We start from the raw sequence: 17,451 nt of genomic DNA on the forward strand, positions 1-17,451 counted from the left end.
CGCACACGACCGCGTGCGTCCCGTTTCAAAATCGTGATTTGGTTGTCCATAACGTGGGACATCCCTGACTCCCCACGCGCCCCGTTCCAACCGCGTTCCTATGGGCGTTACGGTGACGCTTACGGTCATCGGGGGCGGATGTGAGCTTGAAGCAAAGGAACTTACTGCACACTGAGAACACCGGTGAAAGAAGGCTTTGGACCAGCACTGACGATGACCCGGCGAAGTTCCACGCCCATGGTGGCGCTTTTGGTTTCCGTGGAGTGGTTCAGGAAATTCCAGGCTCCCGAATACATGCGATACCAGGAACCGGGGCGGCGGGCCTGACCGGCAGGGGCGATGTTTTGCGTGTGGTCGAAGAACTCGCGGGTGCCGGTGCCGAGGTTGATGCCGAGGGCGGAGGAGATGGCCACCATGCCGTCACTGTCGGTTTCGCCGTCGCCCTGATTGCGCTGGTAGAAGATGGGCAGGCCTTCGAGGCCGATGTCTGTGAAGGGGACCTGATAGGCTGCGCCGGGGGCGGAGAAGGTTTTCACCAGGGTGGGAACGAGGCCGAAGGGGCCGGTGCCGCGCACTTCGAGCACGGAGAAGGTGCGGCGGGTGAGGTCGAGGGATTTGCCAGCGCCGACGCTTGTCAGGGTGCCCCAGTCGCTCTGGATGGCATTGTGGAGGGCGTAGTCGAGTGCGACGAGGCCGTGGACGGTGTTTTTGACGATCTCGGGCGTGCTGTTGGTGAAGCCGCTGGTGCCGCTATGGTTTGGCGTGGCGTAGAAAACATCGGCAGGGCTGCGGCCTCCGTAAGTATAGACGGGGATGAGTGTGGCATCACTGCGGGCCATGCGGGATGGGTGCAGGGGGCCGACATTCATGTCACGGCAGAAGCTGGAGGTGAGGTGACCGAGGTCGTCGGGTGAGCCTGCGAGGTCGCGGAGCACGGTGCTGATCTGAAGGGGCGAAGACTGTGGGAGACTGATGCCGCCGACGCTCGCTGCTGTGCGGATGATGCCCCAGATGGTGTCGATGGGTCCCTGGATGGTCTCCACACCTTCGCGGATGGCCGTGACGTTGTGAGCGATGGGGCTGCCATTGTGCGGTGTGCCGAGGGTGATGAGGAATTTGGTCCGGTCACGCAGGTGGCGTGCTGTGGTTTCCTCCGTGGAGGTCAGGTCCACTCCGGCAACAAAGCCGCTAGGCACGCTGAGCAGGTAGCGAGAGACAAGGCCGCCCTTGCTGTGAGCGATGATGATGATCTGAGGATCAGCGCCGCAGTAGTCGCGGAAGCTCTGATACAGGTCATTGATTTTGGCCAGCACGGCTCTTGCCTGGAGGCCGACTCCCACGGAGCCATCATGGCGGACCAGACCCACGGCTGTGCCTCGGAAGACGCCGCGAGCAGGTGGGCGGTCAGCAAAAGCGAAGCAGTTGTCCAAGTTCGAGTCGGAGACGGCACCAGCCTTCCAGCTCAGGTTTTGCAAGGGGAGGCCGCCTTTGGTGAAGAGATCGGCGTTCGAGTTCCCGAGCACAGCGGAAACGAAAGGAAAGTCGAAGTAGAAGCGGGAGTAACCCAGCGTGCCTGGACGTGCCACGGGATCGACCGGCGTCTGTTCATCTGCTGGGCGGGCGGTGCGTCCATGAACCAAGACGACCAGCGTCGGGCGTGGGCCGGAGGGAAACAGCGGCGCGGGGACGACAGGATTGACGACGACAGGGTTCGCGGGCTCTAACCTTTGAATCTGGCCGAAAAGACTGGAACTCAGAAGGAGAGCGCCAGTGCAGGCGATGCGGGCGAAGTGATTGAGGAGGTTGCTGTAGATGGATTGAATGGATGTTTTCATGTCTGTAGTGAGGTTGTTGTTCTCACTGCCCTGATGCGCGCCGTCCGGGAACTTGCGCAAAAACACGAAATTCTTTTTCCAGCCTCAATCCACCGCCGGTTCCATCAGCACCGAACCCGAGAGGATGGGTGTCTGGTTGGCGGGCACGATGCGTCCGCTGCTGTTGATGAAGGGCATCTGCGGCATGAGGAAGAAGCCTGCGCCGACAAGACCTCCATCGTCCTTCACCACAAGGCCTTCAAAAGGCACGGCGCGGACGAGACGACCAGAAGGCTGAACCAAAGGCGTGGAATCAGTCAGGGTGAAGGTTCCGCCAAATGTTCCGAGGCTGTCATTAAATGTCATGGCGATTAGCGGCGGAATAAACCGCTCAAAACTGATGGTGCGATGCCTGAGGTTGATGAGCGTGTCCGCACGCGACGGAAGGGCGCCGATACCGCCGCCAGCGAAGGTGATGGCCACGTTCTGCAAATTGTCATTTGGACCGCTGCCCACGAGGGTCATGCCGAGCATGTTCTTCCCGGCCTCGGGTCTGAGGTAGGTGCCACCGACCACGCTGAGCGTGAGCGGGCTGAAGCCTGCTGCATAAGTGCGATCCGTGGTCGCTGGCCGCGCCCAGCTCACGCTGCCAGAAAGGGTGTTGTCCGGCACGATCGTGCTGCCGCCAAAGATCAGCGTGGTGCCTGTCTGAATGCTGGTGGCGCCCACCAGCGAGCCCTTGGCATTGTTCTGGAAGATAACCATCTCCCCGTTCGGCCCCAGACGGCTGCTTGAGGTGAAGGTGGTGCCGTCGGCCAGCTTGCCGGCCACGGCTGTCGGCGCACCATCCACCACCGTGGTGAAGGAACCCAGGCCGATGCCTTGAGGCAGGGTTTCACTTCCCAAAGCTCCGGCGGGTATCTCCAGCCCGAAGGTATGATAACCGGCAAAGGCCGTGGCCTGTGCCGCCGTGGACCAGGGAGTGCGCCAGGCTCTGAATCTGACTGGCAGTGGAAGCTGCAGTGGCAGCACATTGACGATCTCACCGTCACTGATGAGCTGGGTGATCGGGTTTAGCGTAAAGGTCACCCTGCGAGTCACAGCGCTTCCACCGCTGCCCTGGGAAAGATTGAACCTCACCGGAACGAGCCGCCCTTCTTCGGGCAAAGTAATGCCTCCTGGCGGAATGGTCAGTGTCGTGGCTCCAAGGGTGATCGTGCCCGAGTAAGCCCCGGTGGTGGCGATCGTGAGGTCAAAACGCCCACCCAGCAAGCTGTTGACGAAACCGCGCTCGACGACGCCAGTGTAGCTTCCCGCCAGATTGGCGGGAAGGGGATCAATGAAGATGCGCGCCGTGACGACCGAGGAGCCTTTGGTGTTCGTGGCCGTGATCTGGAAGGGGAAGGCGGAGACGGATGAAACCAGGGGTTTGCCACTGATGACGCCGGTGTTCTTGTCGATTACCAGACCCGCAGGCAGATCCTTGGTTGTCCAGCTGCTGGCAAGACCACCCGTGGGATCGAGCGGAACCTGGAAGCTGTAGGGCCGTGCGACCTGGCTGCGTGGAAGGTCCAGCGGATTGCCTGCGATGCGGGGCGCGATGTCGAAGACCTCCAGAGTCTGAATGCCGCCGATCAGGCTGCCTCCGGGGGCGGAGACTTCGCAGGTGTAGGCACCACTGTCCGCAAGCGTCAGGCCCGTGATGGTGAGTTTGTCCGTGTTGGCTCCTTGAATGCGCTGGTTGTTGGCGACTGGCACCCCATTTTTTAGCCACTGGAAGAGGCGGGTGCCCGGGCCTGCGGCCTTGATGCTGAAAATGGCCTGCTTGCGGATTTCGAGACTTTGGCGTCCTGCCGGGGCATCCACGACGGTGAGTCCGGCGCTGAGGCTACTGGTGCTGCCCAGTTGATTGATGGCCGTGACGGAATAGTTCACCGCATCCGCGAGAACCGCCGCCGGGAGGCTTAGCACTGGTGTGTCTGTCACTGGGCCGAAGTTGGCCTGTGTGGTGGCTCCGCGCCTCCACTGGAAGTTCATCGCCAGCGGTGATGTGGCCTGGGCGGTGAAGGTCACCGGCTGCCCGAGAGCTACGATCTGGGGCTGAGGCTGAGCGGTGATGACTGGCAGCACTGCTGGCAGGCATTCGCCGGTGAAGCGCACCTCAAAGGGGCTCTCGCCAGGGTCATTGCTGACGATGTTCAGAGTGGCGGCAAAGGTTCCGAGGGCGTTGGGACGGAAGTCGAAGGCGAAAGTCTGTCCCCTGCCTGGAGCCAGAGTTACCGGGCTGGTAAAGGGAGTGGTGAAAGCTGAGGCCCCTGCAGGGTTGGCACCCGTGAAATTCATCGAACTGATGGTCAATGGCTGGGAGCTTGGATTCAGGATGCTCAGCGTTCTTGTCGTTCTCAGGGTGGTCGTGGCAGGGAGGAAGGCGACCGTGTCCGCCGCGTCGGTGAGGTTTTGCCTCTGACCGTCCGCCAGAAGCTCCACCGAGATCTCCGGCCCTGCTCCGCCAGCCCTCATGATGACGTCGAAGACCCGTTCATCCAGGTCGTTGCTCTCGATCGCGATCCTGCCATTCTGGATCGCACCGGACGCTGGAAGGAAGGTGACGATGAAGGTGGTGGTGTCAGCGCCTCCTCCTGCGAGCTCGGTCTTGCCGGGCTGGGTGATGCTGAAATTCTCCCCCGTGACGCTCACATTGCCGAGAGTCAGGATGCCTGCGCCGATGTTCCGAAGCGTGAGCGTGCGCTGTACCGGAATGTTCAGCGGTAGGGAGAGCCCGAAATCGACCACTCCACGGGCATCCTGCAAGACGCCGCCTGGAGCTATCGCGACGTCGATGTCACGTTTGGCTCCGGTGGCGCTGAGATTAATTTCAAAGGAACTCTCATCCGAGTCATTGCTCGCGACCTTCAACTGGGCTGTGCGCGGCCCAACAGCACCTGGTTTGACGCTCACCGTGAAGGGCGTCACCTCGTCCAGACGCAGCGTGCCTGCCGCAGGCTGGCTGATGGTGAAGTCGGCGGAGCCTGTCTTCGTGATGCTCAGTCCCGTCAGCGGAGTGGCTCCGGTGTTTTTGATCAGGAAGATGAAGTTACGACTTTCAGTCACCTCGATGTCTCCCAGATTCACCGTGCCGGTGTTGTCGGCGAGTTCGGCGCGGCTGGGTGAGAAGATGGCGATCTCCTGCGGGGTCAGCGCTACGCCTGTGCCGGTGAGGGCGATGTCGAAGGGGTTCTCCGCGTCCGGGTCATCACTGGCGATTTGCAGGGCAGCCGTGCGGACACCTGCGGCACCAGGAGTGAAGTGGAGTTGAACCGACGTGGTCTGCCCTTTCAACAGCACCGGCGTCATGCCGATGGTGTCCACTCGGAAGTCTGCGGAATGAGTTCCATCCAAAGTGACCTGACCAAGCGTCAGCGGAAGCGGGCCTGTGTTGCGGATCACCACACGCTCCGCCAAACGGGTCTCTCCTAAAGTCACGCGACCCGCGTCCAAGGTGCTCGAAGCATCCGTGAGCACCCGGTTCCCTGTGAGCGCTGCGACTTCGATGTCCGGCTGGTTATGGATCAAAAGCGAACTGACGATGCCTGAACTGCCCGTGCCGCCACCACTGATGGTTCGTGCGCTGACCTGGAGATGATAACGGTCCAGCCCTGCCAGCTCGGAGCTTAGCAGCGACCATCCACCTGGGATACGGACCCCGGCTCCGAGGTCGGCAAAGGTCGTGCCGCCATCCGTGGATAGAGCAAAGAAAACTTCCTGCGCCTCAGGAGCACCGCTACCACGCAGCCAGTCGATCTGGTTCTCACCTGATTGAATCAACTGCTCTTCCGCAGGATCGTTGATGAGTCTGGCGATACTCGGAATGACGGTGTTACCCACCTGCCTGAAGCCACCGCCGATGACTATTTTGCCATCGGCCTGCATCGCCATGCACTCCACCCTTTGATCAGCCCGGAAAATGAAATCGCGGTCCAGCGAACCATCCGGACGCAGCCTGGCCAACCCCGAACCAATGCTCGGGAAGAGGAAATCCCCAGCGATGAGCAGGCTTCCGTCCACCTGGAGGGCGAGGTCCTGAACGAGCGGCACCGTGCTCTGGAAAAAGAAGGGGATCTCACCGAGGGTGAAGCTTTCATCCTTGCTCCCATCCGGCAGAAGTCTCGTGACCATGCTCGCCTGGCCTCCATTGACGGTGAGGGCCGCGCCCGCGACGACGATGCTGCCATCAGGCTGAACCAGCACACTTCTGATGCTTCCATTGACGGAAGGTGAGAACGCAGCATCTAGAAGCCCCGATCCCGTCAAACGAGCCAGCCTAGCTTGTGGCTGCCCACCGATGGTGGTGAAGTCACCGCCGATGATCAGACTGCCGTCAGACTGGAGCGCGAGTGAGGTCACCTCCACGCTCCCGCCAGCCAGGGAAGGCGCCATTTCAGCATCCAGGCTGCCATCAGACTCCAGGCGCGCCAGAGACGTGCGGGCGCTGCCATTCACGGAGGTGAAAAGGCCGCCCAGGATCACGCGATCGTCCGGCTGCAGTACCAGACGCCGCACTGCCTGTCCGCTAACGGCAGGTGTGAAGGAGGTATCGAGTGCGCCATCACCCTGCAAGCGGGCGATGAGCCGTTGGCTGACCCCACCGACGGTTTCAAAATTGCCTCCGATGATGACGGTGCCATCCCGCTGGACCGCGATGGCGCGGACTTCACGGTTGGCGGCAGCATCGAGCCCCGCATCAAAGGCCGTGTCCAGAGTTCCATTCGGATTCAGGCGAACCAGATCGGCCCGAGGCGGGGAGGGCGGTAAGGTCACGAAATCTCCGCCGACCATGATTTTGCCATCGGGAAGCATCGCCAGAGCGAACACCTGACCACTGATGACGGAGGGAACCCCGAAGAAGAGGTCCAGCGAGCCCGGCACAAGGTTGGCGGTGGCAAAGATGCCGCTCTCCGAAGCTGTGCCCGCGCTGTTCTTCGCGGTGATCCGGTAATGGTAGATGGTATTGGGCCGGAGTCCGGTGACGCGGGAGCTGACCAGCGTCGTCGTGCCGCCGCTCACCACCTCGGGGGTGACGGGGAAGGTGAGGCCGAAGTCCAAAGTCGTGCCTGCCTCCAAAGTGACCGTCGCATCCCCCTGGCCGGCATTTACAAAGGCGGTGAGAAGCGCACTGCTGCGGGTCACCTCGGCGGGAGGATTTAACCTCACCGTCGGCTGCTGCGAGCCACGACCGGCGAGCGTGATTTCATAGGTCCCGTCTCCGAGTGCCGGGTCGTTGCTCTGGAATCGCAGGAGGGCCGAGTGCGCACGAACTTGGACAGGTGAGAAAGTCAGTTCGAACCGCCGGGTATTGCCCTGCAGGAGCGGCGCATTCGAAGGGAGAATCGGACGGATGGCAAAGACGCCCGCATCGGCTCCTTCGAGACTGAATCCGGTGAGGTTCAGCGGTGCCGGACCTTCATTGCGCACAATCACGGTTCTTTGAGTGCGCCCACCCACCGAAGGACTGCCGAAATCCAGCACGCCCGTGCCATCTGCCAGTTCCTCAGCATCATCCTGGGTCACGATCATCCGGGGCAGTGCCGCGCCGACGCTGATGGTGAAAGTCTGCGCAATGCTCGCATTGACTCCACCATTGGCCGTGCCGCCGTCGTCCTCGAGCGCGAGGGTGACAGTGGCGGTTCCGGCTTCGCCCTTCGTTCGATAGGTCAGCAGACCTTGTGCATTGACGGAGGGTGGCGTGAGGAACAGCCCTGGGTTGCTGTTCGCAGTGACGCGGAAGGTCAGTGCCTGATCGGACTCGTTCGCCGGACCTGCGCTGATGTCTGTGGCCCAGCCAGCGATGCTTTGCGCCTCGTCGAAGCCGAAGGGATGCGTGAAGTTCTGCCCTTTCGTGAAGCTCGGGGCATCATTCACAGGCGTGACAGTGAAGTTGAAGTTGCTGCTGTTGCCGAGGATCAAAGGAGAGCCTGTCTGGCCCGAAGGATCGCTGACTCGGACGCTGAACGCCAACTGGCCGTGGGCATTGGCATTTGGGATGATGGTCAGGGTGCGTGGGGTTTCTGTGAAGACCACATTGGGCACCAAACCTTGGACGCCGCCGCTGAGGGCGAAGTGGCTGATCGTCAGGGGATCACCCTCCACATCGAACACAGTAAAGGGGATCGGCGGTGAGGCCGTGTCTTCCAGCACTGTCACATCGGCGATGGCGGATATGGTCGGCACATCATTCACCGGGGTGACGGTCACAGTGAAGGTCTCAGTTTGTGTGGAGATACCATCGCTGACGGTTAGAAGGATGCTGCCAGTGCCGCTTTGGTTGGGGGCTGGAGTGAAGGAGAGCGAGCGAGCGCTGCCGGTGCCGCTGAGTGTGATGTTTGCCAGCGGCAGCAGGGTGGTATTTGCAGAGATGGGAGTGACGGTGAGCGCGCTGGGTGTCTCGGCATCACCCACGGTGAAGGAAATGGTCCTAGCTGGCGAGTCTTCAGCCACGGTGACATCGGCGATGGCGGAGATGGTTGGGGCGGTGTTCGTCACCGTGACATCGAAGGTGTCTGCCGCAGTGGCAGTTCCATCACTCACAGTGATGGTGATGGTGGTCGTGCCTGTGCGGTTAAGGATGGGTGTGACTCGGATCGTTCGTGCGGAGCCGGTGCCAGCGAGGCTGATGCCTGATATGGCGACCAAGGCCGGATTGGATGAAGCGGCTGTCAGACCGAGTGAAGCGGCGGCGGTGTCAGGGTCGCTGACGCCAAAGGATAGCAAAGGGGTGGCGGTGTTCGCCAGGATACTCTGGGAGGTGATGTCAGTGATGCTCGGCGCGTCATTCACAGCATTCACGGTGAGGGTGAAGGAGTCGCTGGAGGTGCTGAAGCCATCACTGACACTCACGGTCACGGTGACGGTGCCGTTGCGGTTCGGAGCTGGCGTCAAAGTGATGCTGCGGCTGCCATCGGCACCGGCCAAGCCGATGCCGCTGAGTGGCAGGAGAGTGGTGTCTGATGAGGTGGCGCTGACAATGAGTGAGTTCAGCGCTGTGCCAGCATCCGCCACGGTGAAGGGGATGGTGGCGGTGGCGGTGTCCTCATCCGTGGTGACGTTCGCGATGTCGCTGATGGTGGGGACGCTGACGTTGCTGATATTGAAAGCAGCCACGGCTTCGACGATGCCGGAGCTGGCATTCGACTGGCCGCTGCTGATGCGGCCACGGGTGCGGATGAGGCCGCTGTCGGGCAGGTTCAGCTCCGTCATGCTCCAGCCACCGGTGACGAAAGTGCTGAAGCCGAGAGGTGTCCAGGTCACGCCCGCATCCGTGGAGAGATCGAAGGTGGCGGCGGTGATGGTGGGCGCGGTGCCAGTGCGTGCCCACTGGATCTGCGTGCGGTCCGGGGCGGTGATGCTGACGGAGGGGGCGCTGTTCACCAGCATGGCGATGCCGCTGCGGGAGACACCGTTCACGGCGCTGAACAGGCCGCCGACCAGCACGCTGCCATTGGAGGTCTGGGCGAGACAGTTCACCTGGGTCGGGATGCCTGTGCCGACGGCAAAACTCGTGTCCACCGTGCCGTCCGCATTCAGTCGTGCGATGCGGTTGCGTGACTGGCCGCCGATGGTGGCGAAGCTGCCGACGATAAAGAACTTTCCATCCGTCTGCCGGGCCATGGAGGCGACGCTGCCGGAGAAGGCAGCGATGGAAAAGTTGTCGAGGCTGCCATTGGAGTTCAGACGGGCGAAGCCAGGGCGGCTGACGCCGAGGATGCTGGAGAAGTCACCGCCGACCGCGATTTTCCCATCGGGCAGGAGCATCAGGCTGCGGACGATGGAGTTGGCTCCGACGCCCACGTTGAAGGTGGCGGTGCTTTCTAGACTACCATCCGGGTTGAGTCGCGCGATGCGGTTGCGAGTCTGGCCATTGATGGTGGTGAAGTCACCGGCAATGAGGATCTGCCCGTCTGGCTGTACGGCGGCGACGCGCACGTTGTTGTCAGCGCCAGTGCCAGGGGTGAAGGAGGCATCTAACGTGCCGTCTGCATTGAGCCGTGCGAGGCGGTTTCGTGCCTGACTGGCGGCGGTGCTGAACTGCCCGACAACGACGATTTTTCCATCCGGCTGGAGGGCCATGCCTGCCACGGTGCCGATGCCGCCAGTGAAACCTGAGCCGGGATTGAAGCCGGTATCGAAGCTGCCATCCGGGTTCAGGCGCACGATGCGGCCTACGGTCTGGCCATTGAAGCTGGTGAAGTTTCCGCCAACGAGGATCTTCCCATCCGTCTGAACGGCGAGACAGACCACCGAGTTGTTCGCCCCGGTGCCGATGGCGAAACTCGTGTCGAGGCTGCCATCCGCATTCACACGCGCCAGATTCCCGACAGTCTGGCCGCCCACGGTATTGAAGCCACCTCCGATCAATATTTTGCCATCAGGCTGCAAGGCCAGGGTGACGACGTTAGCCGTGATGACATTGGGATTGAAGGTGGGATGCACGTTCCCGACGGTGACGGCAGTGCCGGTTAGGGTGATGTCAAAGGAGGCTTCATCCTCGTCGTTGCTGGTCAGGTGGAGGGCGGCGGTCTTGGCTCCAGCGGAGGTGGGGAGAAAACGCACGGTGAAGGTGGTGCTGCCGCCAGGTGTGACTGGGGCGGTGGGATCTCCCGTGATGCTGAAGGAGGCGGCATCCGCTCCATCGAAGGTGATGCCGAGGCCGGTGAGATCGGCGTTGCCGGTGTTCTTGATCGTGAAGACACGGTTCACGGCTGAGCCGACGCCGGTAATGCCGAAGTCACGCGCTCCGGCATCGGCGAGGTTCGTGCCCGCTGGCTGCTCGATGACGATCTCAGGTGCTGTCGAGTCACCGCGTGGGTCGCCGCCATTGGCGAAGATTTGCGCAAGTGTCTGGGTCTTGCCCGCTGGAATGAAGCTGGGATTTTGACCGATGGCTCCGAAGAAGAAGCGCTCCCATTCGTCGTCGAGTCCATTGCTGTCTGAGTCGCGGTCATTGATGACGGGGGAAGAGAGGAAGCTGGCGCTGATAACATCCAACACGGCCAATCCGGCATCGTCAGGAAGATCGGTGAAGCCAGTGACATTGAAGCGGGTGCCGGGCTGGAGGCCGAGTCCCTGCTCCAAAAGGAAACGCGCGCCATTGCGGCGGAGCACGACAGGCTCGGCATCGGCAGCAGGAAAGACACGCAGATACACCGCTTCACCCAAGGGCTCGGCTGGGATCTCGAGGGTCCATGTTTCCTGCCTGCGGAAGGCGGTGGCGGCCTGGGAGACGGCAGTATTGTAGGCGCTGCGAGCGATGCCCAACTGTGCGGTGATGGCAGCGTTATTGTAGCCTGAGGGTGGGGCACCTCCGCGCAGAATGATGCGGAGAGCGTCAATGGGAAGGTTGAAACCGGTCTGGGAAGCATCTTCTGTGACATGAGCCTGATACACGCCGACGGCGACGGCGGTCGTGGCGTTGCGCACTTCGGTGGCGGTTTGACTTTTGTCGGTGGGCAACAGTGAACTTTGGGCGATCTTCAGCGCCATGCGGAAGTCATAGCCTGCTGTGAGGAGTCGGTTCTTTTCCGCAGTGGTGAGGCCCACGAGGGTGGTGTCACTCTCGCGTGCGGTAAAGAGGCTGAATTTGTCCAAGGCTAGAGCTTGGGGGCGGTCGGGGGGATACAAAGCAAGGTAAACGAGATGCTCCAGCAGCACAGAGACGGCATTGTCCACGGGGTCGAGCCGCGTGCGGGTGGCAGCGAAGGGGATGCTGGCGGCGGCGACTTTCGCGGCATTGATCCAGGCAGTGGCATCGGCGGAAAGGCTAACGCCGAGGGGATTGACGTTGACGGTGAGTTTCGGCGGTGGGTCGGCGCTGATGAAGCGGATGGTTTCGCGTCCGTTGAGTGGTTCGGCACCCGTTTGCTTGATGGCTGGGGTGAGGAACTGGCGCGGCGAGTAGAGGCCGAGCAGTTCGTTCGGCGGGATGGGGTTCTGGCTTTCGAGCAAAGCAGCTTGGGCGGTGTTGTCCGGCAGCTTTTGAGTCAGTTTTTGTGACTCAGCCCGGGTGAGGAGCTGCCCGTCGAGCGAGTGGGCGCTGAGCTGTTCGCCAGTGTCGGGGTTTTTGTCCAGCTTGGTGATCGGGTCCAGTTCTGATGGGCCGTCGATGTCGGCATCCAGCTCACGGTTGGCATGATCAAAGGCGGTGGCGGCGATACGGAAGCCTGCTCCACGAGGGACGGCGTTGCTTTTGTTTCGTCCAAGGATTTCATCGAGATCAGAGATGCCGTCATTGTTGCTGTCGGCGCCGCTGAAGGGATCTAGACCTTTGAACAACTCGACAAAGTCGGGGACTTCATCGCCATCGCTGTCCTGGCCTTTGAGTGAGCTGGTGCTGATCTGATAAGAGCGGCTCTGGATGGGGCCGAGTGTGCTGCTGCCACGCGTTTGCAGGCTGAACTGAATCTGCGTGGTGTAGGCGACGGGCAGTGCGCCCGGGAAGTCCAGCCAAGCGCCTGTGGCATCGCGGCGAAATTTCAAAACGTAGCGCTGGGCATCAAAGGACGCCGTGACTTGGAAGCTGTGATCATAGACACCGGAGGCTGGCTTGATCTCCAGTGGCGGGGAGAACTGTGTGGTGGCGTCTCCGAGGGTGGCGATGCTGAGCGCGGGATCGGCTTGGTTTGTCATCACGAAGCCAGTGCCGGGTGGTAAGGCCAGTGTCTGTGTAGTGGAGAAGCGCAGGCCGCTGGTGGCGGAGATGAAGGCCTCGCGAGCGACGGTTGTGGGCAGGGGATTCGTCAGATCGGTGCGGCGTGTCCAGTCAGGCGCGGTTTGCACACCTATCAGGCGCGCGGTGGTGCTGGAACTGGGGTCTTGATCAAAGAACAGCACAGTGGCGGCGGCCTGGGCTGGAGTGGGCAGGCCGGGCAGGTTGCCGCTGCTGGTGACGTTCCAGTTCGTGCCGTCAAATTGCATCCCTTTGAAGGAAGAGGAACTGCTGCCAGCCTCAGTGCCGGAGAGTTGCACCACGCCGCCAGCCAGCGGCAAGAGCCCAGTGAGGGCGCTGCCTGGGTCGGCGGTGAAAGTGTGAGGCGTGGTGATGAAGGCGGTGCCTGCGGCATTGATCCGCAGCCAGACGGCCTGGGTGCCATCTGCGGCCAAAGCCATGAAGCCGTCTGTCAGCGGGCTGGTGCCTGCGGCGGGCACGGGGATGAGAGCGCCGACGGTGAAGGGAAAGGTGGTGCTTTCCTGGATGAGATTGGAGGTGATGCTGACTGGCTGGCTCACGGTGATGATCCGCGCCACGTTCGTCTGTGAGCGGAAGCCGATGATGTGGAGTGCTCCAGCGCTGCCGCGCACGTCGGTGATGATGCCAAAGTTGCCGTTGGTGAGCTTGACTCCTTTACCCGTTTTCTTTGGCTCGACGGTAAACAGATTGGTGTTGCTGCTATCTACTGAAATGCCAATGCCGATGCGGTTGCCACTGGTGGGATCGGTCATGGGTTCGAGGCGCTGGTTCAGCGTGGCATTGGCCTCGGACACAGCCAGTACGCCGCTCTGGCTGCGAATCTCCAGGACACCCGGCGCAGCGCTGGGATTCAAAATGGAGCCGATGATGAGGTCATGGGCTGTGGTGGCACCAAATTCGCCGATGCCGGAGGGGCCGATGCCGGTGATGGGACTGAAGAGGGAGGCAAAGGGCGCGGCGCTGTCTGCTGAGAGTCGGATGATGCGGTTGTTCAGTGGCGAGGTGAGGAAGACTTCCTCACCATTCGCGCCGGTGATGCCAGAGGCGGCATCGGAGACATCGGTGATGCCGGTGGGCACGACTTGGGGGAAGGTGACGATGCCATCCGCCGTCATGGTGCCGATGCGGACGGTGCCGCCTGCGGTATCCACGAGGGCAAATTTGCCCGCATTGGAATCGAGCGGGACATACCACTCGACCGCCAGCCGGGAGGTCGAGGCAGCGCGCGCAGTGGCACAGGCCAGCGCGGCGAAAAGGAGGAGGCGTGCAGCTTTCATGGCAGTGGAATGAATCGGTCAGTGCTGGATGGGCTGAAGCGGGATAACTTGCTTAATCTCCCCACGATCATCGAAGCGGACAATGAGGTGCTGATACTTCGCGCCTTCGATCACAGGCAGGAGGTCTTTGGCGACGATGATCCCTGTGGCTCCCTCGAGGTAAGGCGGCACCGGCGGCTCGGTGGTGGTGGCGGATTGCTGCCCGCCAGAAGGCGCGGTCGTCGTCTGCTGTGATGGGAAGACGGCAAGAAAACCTCCCGTCGGTTTTGCGATGAAGGAGAAGTACGGGTCACGGACAAAGCGGACTTGTTTGCCATTCAGCGGCTCCTCGACCGAAGAAATGCGGTCTAGCAGAGGAGAGCACTGCACGAGGTTCGGCCGGGCATTCGGGAACTCGGCACTCGGGAGCTGATGCCGGTAGATCATGAACGGCATGAGGTCTTCCGCTGTGCTGGGATCATCCTTGACGGTGCGCAGCTTAAACAAAAGCTGGGTGGGGTCAGTGACGGACTCGTCCAATGCGGCTTCGGTGCCTGCTGAGTTGCTGACGATGGACTGGCGTGTCAGGCCGATGAGGATGGCCGAGGTGCCACCAAAGGCGCTGGTGGGGACGGCATTGAAGGGTCCTTCGCCGATAGCGTAAGCGTTATTGTCGAGGTCATTCACATAGACCGGCGGCAGCGGGCGGGCGGGCCAGGGGATGAAGTTACCTGCGGGATCGGTGCCTGGTTCCAGGGTCGTTTGCAGAGCGGTGATGACGACATTGCTGGCGGAGCCGGCAGCGCGCGGGAAGGTGCCTGGGCCGACTGCACGCACGGCGATGTGGAGCGGCTTTGGCTCGGTCTGATTCACCCCGATCGTCACGGTGAAACGTGGGCCGTTGCCGATGCCGGAAGCTCCCACGCGTGAGGTTTGGAAAGCTGGGAATGAAAGGCCGGGAGCGTCAGGCAACTGCATCGTGGTGGGGTCACCTTCGAAGTTCGTGTTCACCAAAATCACCCGCGTGAGCCCCGTGACATCCGCGATGTCGCCGCCATCTTGGGCGATGAGCACCTCGAAGCGCTCCACGCCCACGGGATCGCAGAACCATTCGAGTTGCAGTTGAGGCTTGCCACCTTTCTTCGCCACGGTCTTTGGCTGGGTGAGCATGGGCGTGGGCAGATGGGGGCTCACGAGTTGCGTGCAGCCGAGCAGGTTCAGCGGGCTGGCATTGGCATTTTGATCCAGGATCTGGCCGTAGTAGCAGAGGCGGGTGCCCACGGCGGCGGGCATAGCCGTGTCTTCCCACTTGGCTTCGCTGATCTTGAACTTCCCGCCTTTCTCTGTGGGGTCGCCCTCTCCTTTGGCGATGAGGGAAAGTTCTCCGTCGGTGCCAACACGGCGGTACACACGCCATTCGCGGATGTTTTCCTGGGGAGCGTAAAAAAGCTCGCCGCTGATGATGTTCACGCTGCCGTCAGCGTTGAAGGATTCATGCACAGGCTGGGCATCCTCCTGCGCCACGGTGGTCTGCTTGGTGGTCTTTAGGCTGAAGGTAAAGACGACGTAGTCGATGTTCGAGACATCACTCGTCTCACGGCTGGCGGGGACGCTGATGAGTCCGTTGGCGGAGATAGCGCTGACACGAATGCGCAGGCTCTTCGCGGCATCCGTGGGCTCTTCATAGGGCAGAGAGACCAGCAGGGTGTCACCCGTTTTGTAGAGGTGCTGCTTGCCGTAGAGCGTGAGGAAGCTGCCGTCCGCCTGCCGCTGCGCCAGCTCGATGTGGGCAGCGCTGACGTTTGTGCTGGTGCGGACAGCTTTGATGGTGATGCCTTTGAAGTTGCTGGAGACGCCGTTTTGAGCGCGCAGCACTTTAATATCTGCGGCCAGCTTCGGGCGCTCAGCACCCGTGAAGCTCACGGTGGGTATGTGGCGGGTGACGGTAAAGAAGCCGTTGGGCGCATCTGGAGCTTTGAAGTCACGCAGGACTCCAGGCACGGGGGAGCTGTGGCCGCTAAGGGTCTTGTCATCTCCGCAGGCGGTGCGGCCCACAGCGCGCATGGTGTACCAGACGCTCTTGTCGAGGTGGGTCGCAGTCGTGGGGGCACCCGGACCGTTGTCGTCAAAAAAAGCGAATTTGGGCGCATCAACCAGAACGCCCTCATCGGTCTTTTGCGGTCCGATCTGCTTCACCTCGCCAATCCTGTTGAAGCCGGGATCACCGAGATGCTCCAGGTACTCCTGCGGATTGCTCCAGCGATAGATGAAGTACTTGGTGGCTCCTTCTTCGGCGGTGTCGGGCAGTTGGCGGAACTTCAGGCGGAGGAACTGGCTGCCTCCCTGATTCACGATCTCAGCCTTGTCCTTCGGGGCGACGAAGGTGCTGAGCACGGACTCGATGGTGGGAGGATTCGGCGGCAGGCGGTCGCAGATGGTGACGAGTGTGCCGCGTGAAAGCTGCCCCGGCTGCCCGGCGATGCTGCGCGCGGCGACGAAGTAGTAGAAAGCCTCCCCGTCCGTGTAGGGCCGCAGGGCGCGGCTGCCATCGGCTACGGTGTGGCGCACACCGTCATCGGCGATGAAAACGATGTTCAAGTCGGCGGCAGTGGCGGTGTTTGGCGCGGCTTGGTCTGGCGTGAGTTCTTGAGTGCTGATGATGGGCAATTCGTTCGCCAGGGCGAGGTCTGGGTTGGTGTCAGCGGGGTTCACTGCTGCCAGGAGGTTTAGCATGTCCAAAGCTGGAGGCGGGGTGAGATGCCAGCCGAGGGTCTCCGCCACGGCCTTCTTCACGCGGAAGACATCGAACCCGAAGGTATGCGCCAGCCGCTGCTTCAAAGCAGCATCCATGGACCAGCGCAGCCGGACATTGAGGTGATCCATGGAGCTGACAGGGAACTGCGAACGCCTTTGAGGCGTTCCCGGCGGCGGAGTCGTGGTAGCCTGCTTTACGGGATTTGGCACAGCCACGGGCGGGCCGGGCGGCGGCAGCACGAGCGGTGCGGCGGGGTCCAGCGTCACACGACCGAGCACGCGCAGGTCGGCATCGGCATCACTCAGCTCACGCACTTCATAGGTGCGCAGGCCGATGAGCGGCTTTGTGAAAGCATGACCGAGGGCGAGCATGACACCGGCATGGGCACGACCGAGGAAAAAGAGGCGGGCGAGCAGTTTCGGCTCTGTGGCAGCAGACTGGATGATGAAGGCGAGCTTCTCCGCCGCATCGAAGTTCGGGTCCGCTGGGTTCGCCGGAGCCTGCCCCTGGCGCAGGGTGATGTCACGATACATGCCGTCGATGCGCGTGGCAGCACCTCGGGGATCGCGGTCCAGCTTTGACCCCAGGTCCAGCATGGCGCGGATGGTGCGCGGGCTGGATTGCAGAGTCTGGATGCCTTCACGGACGAAGACGCCGTTGCTGTCTGCCGCGCCGGGTTTGGAATAGATGCCGATGCGGCGGACGAGTGTGGCGGTGGTGCTCTGTGGCTGCCAGATCAGGTAGGCCTGCGGCTGCCCGGCGACGGTGACGGTGGTGCCGATGGTGGTGAGCAGATCCTGCGCGCAGAGGCTGGCGCTAAGCCCGAGCAGCAGGGCGGTGATGAGGGTGCGGGGAAAGTTCATGACGTGAGTTCAGGAAGAGGGT

Annotated in this window: 3 protein-coding genes; all 3 read right to left on the bottom strand. The window is 61.9% G+C overall.

Annotation, left to right across the window (positions count from 1 at the left end; all coding sequences use genetic code 11):
- Positions 1–161: 161 nt before the first annotated feature.
- Positions 162–1,835 carry an esterase/lipase family protein gene (locus AC6FTP_RS09855; RefSeq protein ID WP_497206740.1) on the bottom strand — a complete coding sequence of 558 codons (1,674 nt, stop codon included), beginning with the start codon at positions 1,833–1,835 and terminating at the stop codon, positions 162–164.
- Between the two features lie 84 nt (positions 1,836–1,919).
- A complete protein-coding gene (locus tag AC6FTP_RS09860; protein ID WP_497206741.1) occupies positions 1,920–13,832 on the bottom strand; it encodes a choice-of-anchor D domain-containing protein in 11,913 nt (3,970 codons plus the stop codon).
- A gap of 18 nt (positions 13,833–13,850) precedes the next feature.
- On the bottom strand, positions 13,851–17,429 hold the full coding sequence (locus tag AC6FTP_RS09865) for a hypothetical protein (RefSeq protein ID WP_497206742.1): 3,579 nt from the start codon (positions 17,427–17,429) through the stop codon (positions 13,851–13,853).
- Between the last annotated feature and the right edge of the window lie 22 nt (positions 17,430–17,451).

Source organism: Prosthecobacter sp. (assembly GCF_044378005.1).
Lineage (GTDB): Bacteria > Verrucomicrobiota > Verrucomicrobiia > Verrucomicrobiales > Verrucomicrobiaceae > Prosthecobacter.